The sequence below is a fragment of the Nocardia wallacei genome (assembly GCF_029868745.1).
GTDB lineage: Bacteria > Actinomycetota > Actinomycetes > Mycobacteriales > Mycobacteriaceae > Nocardia > Nocardia wallacei_B.
In genome coordinates this window covers 1-4,684 of the sequence record NZ_JARWOP010000331.1, presented here as the reverse complement: position 1 = coordinate 4,684, position 4,684 = coordinate 1, and the positions used below count along the sequence as shown (strand labels likewise).

General features: G+C 68.6%; 3 protein-coding genes and 1 pseudogene. 3 read left to right on the top strand and 1 reads right to left on the bottom strand.

Annotated features, from left to right (window positions below):
• The first annotated feature begins 10 nt into the window (after positions 1-10).
• Positions 11-619: pseudogene (locus tag QH470_RS30840) on the top strand (DNA-3-methyladenine glycosylase).
• Here the strand turns inward: QH470_RS30840 and QH470_RS30835 are convergent.
• Positions 549-1,961, bottom strand: a complete 1,413-nt coding sequence (locus tag QH470_RS30835; protein ID WP_342228474.1) for a 2-isopropylmalate synthase — start codon at positions 1,959-1,961, stop codon at positions 549-551. The pseudogene QH470_RS30840 and the gene QH470_RS30835 overlap by 71 nt on opposite strands.
• A gap of 216 nt (positions 1,962-2,177) precedes the next feature.
• On the opposite strand from QH470_RS30835, the gene QH470_RS30830 reads away from it, so the two are divergent.
• Together QH470_RS30830 and tyrS are read left to right on the top strand one after the other, a co-directional pair.
• Positions 2,178-2,846, top strand: a complete 669-nt coding sequence (locus QH470_RS30830) for a FadR/GntR family transcriptional regulator (RefSeq protein WP_280275890.1) — start codon at positions 2,178-2,180, stop codon at positions 2,844-2,846.
• Positions 2,847-2,947: 101 nt separating this feature from the next.
• Positions 2,948-4,231 carry a tyrosine--tRNA ligase gene (gene tyrS / locus QH470_RS30825; RefSeq protein WP_280275889.1) on the top strand — a complete coding sequence of 428 codons (1,284 nt, stop codon included), beginning with the start codon at positions 2,948-2,950 and terminating at the stop codon, positions 4,229-4,231.
• Positions 4,232-4,684 lie beyond the last annotated feature (453 nt).

The following is a 4,684-nucleotide window of genomic DNA, read 5'->3' as shown; positions in this document are numbered from 1 at the left end:
TCCCGCGCACGTGCCCGCCCACCCCCCCGCGGCCGCGCGCCGCCGGCTCGGCGCCACCGTGTGGTCCGGCCCCGTCGCCGTGCTAATCGCGGTGGTGGTGGCGTAGGGGGGGGACCCGGCCGGGCCGTGGCACGACCGGGCCGCGCACTCCGGCCGCGGCCGGACGCCGCGCAATGCCGTCATGTTCGGCCCGCCCGGCGTGCTGTACGTCTACTTCAGCTACGGCATGCACACCTGCGTCAACGTCACCAGCGGACCCGACGGCGTCGCGAGCGCCGTGCTGATCCGGGCCGGTGAGGTGATCGCCGGGCACGAGACCGCCCGCGCCCGCCGCCCGGCCGCCCGCACCGACGCGGGCCTGGCCAAGGGGCCGGGCAATCTCGGCAGCGCGCTCGGCATCACATTGGCCGACTACGGCACGCCCCTGTTCGATCCGGGCGCAGCGATCCGCCTGGAACTGGGACCGGAGATCACCGACTCCGCGGCCGTCGCCGTGGGGCCGCGCGTCGGTGTCAGCCTGGCCGCCGACCGGCCGTGGCGGCTGTGGCTCACGGATTCCCCGGCCGTGTCGGCCTATCGGCGCAGCCCGCGGGCGCCGAAGCTGGAGCGTCCGGCCTGAGCGCCGCCTCCGGACGGAACTCGGAGTACAGCTTCCACAGCATCTCCGCCGACACCTCCGCCCCGGTCTCGTCGGTGTAGCGCTGCACCGTGCGGGCGAACTCGATCTGCTCGTCGCGTGTGAGAGTCACGCCGTACTCCGTCTCCAGCAGGTAGGCGATCCCGCCCTTGCCGGACTGCGAATTGACGCGGATCACCGCCTCGTAGGAGCGGCCGACATCGGCGGGGTCGATCGGCAGATACGGTACCTCCCAAGCGATTTCGCGCTCGCTCAGCTGCTGCCGGGCCGCGCGGGCGCGATGTTCGGCGAACCCCTTCTTGATCGCGTCCTGATGCGTCCCGGAGAAGGCCGTGTACACCAGATCGCCCACATAGGGATGCCGCGGCGAGATCGGCAGGCGCGTGCAGTACTCCACGGTCCGGCGCACCTCGTCGATATCGGAGAAGTCGACCCGCGGATCCACGCCCTGCGCATGCAGATTCAGCGCCAGCGTGGCGATGTCGACATTGCCCGTGCGCTCCCCGTTGCCGAACAGGCAGCCCTCCACCCGCTGCGCCCCGGCCAGCACCGCCAGTTCGGCGCACGCGATGCCGGTGCCCCGATCGTTGTGCGGATGCACCGACAGTACGACGCTGTCCCGGCGGGACAGGTTGCGATGCATGTACTCGATCTGGTCGGCGTACACGTTCGGCGTCGCCACCTCCACGGTCGCGGGCAGGTTGAGGGTCACCGGACGCCGCGGCGTCGCATCCCACAGCGTGGTCATCGAATCACACACCGCCAGCACGAAATCCGGCTCGGTGAGCATGAAGACCTCCGGGGAGAACTGGAACCGGACGTTGGGCAGGTGCCCCGCCAGCTCCAGGACGTCGCGCCCACCGGCGTGGATCAGCGCGGCCACCTCGTCGCGGGTGCGGCCCAGCACCACGTCCCGCCACTGTGGCGCCGTCGCCGTGTACATGTGGATCACCACGTCGTTGGCGATGCCGTCGGTCGCCTGGACGGTGCGCTCGATCAGATCGCGGCGCGCCGGAGTGAACACGACCAGCGTGACGTCCGCGGGCGCCAGATCGGCATCGCGAATGAGCCGGACGAAGTCGAAATCGGCCTGTGAGGCGCTCGGATACCCGACCTCGATCTCCTTGTAGCCCATGGCCACCATCAGTTCGAAGAACCGGCGCTTGCGGGCCGGATCCATCGGCTCGGCGAGGGCCTGATTGCCGTCGCGCAGGTCCACGGGCACCCACAGCGGCGCCTCGGTGATCCGATTCGTCGGCCATCGCCGATCGAACTCCGGGATCGAAACCCGTTCGTGCACAGGGCGATACCGATGCGACGGCATGACGGACGGGCGCTGGCGATTCCACGGGAAGGAGGGAGAGGACATGAGTGGCGTTGCTTTCGCGTCGGAGGTGTGACCGGCGCAGCCCAGCAACCCGCGGGCAGGGTGCCGGTCGATCAGACCCCGCCGCGGCGGCCGAGGAGAAGCAGTCCCTGTCCCATGTGGCATAGACTAACCAGAAACAACTCCTCAGACAAGCAGAGAGGTGGACGGGCTTTGGCGCACGTGCAAAGGCATCCGCTGGCGGCTCAGGCCGCCGAGGTGCTGCTCGACCGGATCCGCGCCGGCGAATGGCTGCTCGGCCACAAGCTGCCGGGGGAGACCACCCTGGCCGCTCAGCTGGGCGTCGGGCGCTCCACGTTGCGCGAGGCCATCCGCGAGCTGGCGGGCCGGGGCGTGCTCGAAAGTCGCCAGGGCGCAGGGGTTTTCGTCACCGCGCTGGAGGTGACCGAGGACTGGGACACGCTCTTGCGCCGCGCCGGCATCGTCACCGTGATCGAGGCTCGTATCGCCATCGAGGCGGAGGCCGCGGCGCTCGCGGCCCAGCGGCGCACGCCCGCGGACCTGCGCGCCATGTGGCGGGCACTGGCCGCCCGCGCCGAGGCCGGCCCGCCGGTCGAGCACCTCGTGGACGCCGATACCGCCTTCCACCGCACGGTCGTCACCGCCGCCCACAACGACGTACTCACCAGCATGTTCGACGCCTTCGTCCCGCGCTCGCGGCACGCCATGATCGACATGCTGCGCCTGCGCCCGCTGCCCGACGAACGCGCCGACCATCGCGCCCACGAGGTCCTGCTGGACGCCGTCCGGGCCCGCGACGGCGCGGCCGCGGCCACGGCGAGCCGGGTGCATCTGACCTCGTTGAAAGACGCCTTCGCCTGAGTCCGCTCCGGCGCCCGCCGCGCACCGTTCGCGCGCGACCGTATTTCGGTGTGATGGACCTGTGCACGGACATCCACGGGACGTGCGGAAAGATGGGGGCGGTGAGCGTCGACATCATCGATGAACTGAGCTGGCGTGGGCTGATCGCGCAGTCCACCGACCTGGACGAGCTGCGAGCCGATCTGGCGAAGGGACCGATCACCCTCTATGCCGGTTTCGATCCGACCGCGGCGAGCCTGCACGCCGGGCACCTCGTGCCGCTGCTGACGCTCAAACGATTCCAGCAGGCCGGTCATCGGCCGATCGTGCTGGCCGGCGGCGCCACGGGGCTGATCGGCGATCCCCGCGATGTCGGCGAGCGGGTGATGAACTCGACCGACACCGTCGCCGACTGGGCCGACCGGATCCGCGGCCAGCTCGAACGCTTCGTCGACCTCGACGATTCGCCGAGCGGCGCGATCATCGCGAACAACATGGACTGGACGGGTCCCCTGAGCGCTGTCGACTTCCTCCGCGACATCGGCAAGCACTTCTCCGTCAATGTCATGCTGGCCCGCGAGACGGTGAAGCGCCGCCTCGACGGCGAAGGCATCTCCTACACCGAATTCAGCTACATGCTGTTGCAGGCCAACGACTTCGTGCAGCTGCGCCGTCGGCACGACTGCCGGTTGCAGGTCGGCGGGTCCGACCAGTGGGGCAACATCATCGCGGGCGTCGAGCTGAATCGGCGGCTGGACGGCGAGCACGTCCATGCCCTCACCACGCCGCTGGTCACCTCCTCCGATGGCAAGAAGTTCGGCAAGTCCACCGGCGGTGGGAGCCTGTGGCTGGACCCCGAGATGACCAGCCCATACGCCTGGTACCAGTACTTCGTCAACACCGGTGACGCGGATGTGGTCCGGTACCTGCGCTGGTTCACCTTCCTCGACCGCGAGGAGCTGGACGAACTCGAGCGGGCGACCGAGGAACGCCCGCACGCCCGGGAGGCGCAACGCCGCTTGGCGGCCGAGATGACCACACTGGTGCACGGCGAGGCGAACACGCGCGCGGTCCAGCTGGCCAGCCAGGCCCTGTTCGGACGCGGTGACCTGCACGAATTGGACGAATCAACGCTGTCCGCGGCACTCTCGGAGGCGGCGGTGGACGGCACGGTCGCGGAGGCCGCCGAGGGCGCGACGATCGTGGATCTGCTGGTGGCGTCGGGCCTGTCGGACAGTCGCGGGGCGGCGCGGCGCGCGGTGAACGAAGGCGGCGCGGCGGTGAACAACACCCGTATCTCCGACCCGGAGTGGACCGCCGCCGATTCCGACTACCTGCACGGGAGCTGGCTGGTGCTGCGGCGCGGAAAGAAGAACTTCGCGGGAGCGCGGCGCGCCGGTCGATGAAGATCATCATGACCTGAGTCACATCGTTGTGATTCAGGTCGGACGGTGCTCTGATCCCGCGCTCTTGACCTGCGAGAATGTCGAGTGTCTTGGGGATTTGACGATCCGTTATCCGACACGTAACTTATTCCAAGTCAGAGCGACACGGACGCCGACCCGGAGCCACGAAGGCCCGGGACACGAGGTAGGACGGGGAGCGCCTGGCGGCTGGCAAGACTGCTCGACGCCCCTGAGCTTGACTCGGTAGGTGGGAGTGGTTAGGCTGGAAAAGTTGCCTCTAGAGAAGGTCGAAGAAAAATCGGCCGGATCTTGGGTGCGTGTGTTCTTTGAGAACTCAATAGTGTGTCGATGAATGTCAGTGCCAATTATTTTGGTTCCGGCTCTCTACACCCCCGTGTGAGGGTCGGGTATTTTTTGTCAGCTATTTTTCCGGCTGGCGTTTAAGTTAGGTTT

Coding starts and splice junctions, on each gene's coding strand:
- QH470_RS30835 (WP_342228474.1), bottom strand. CDS start 1,961: ATGCCGTCGCATCGGTATCGCCCTGTGCACGAACGGGTTTCGATCCCG.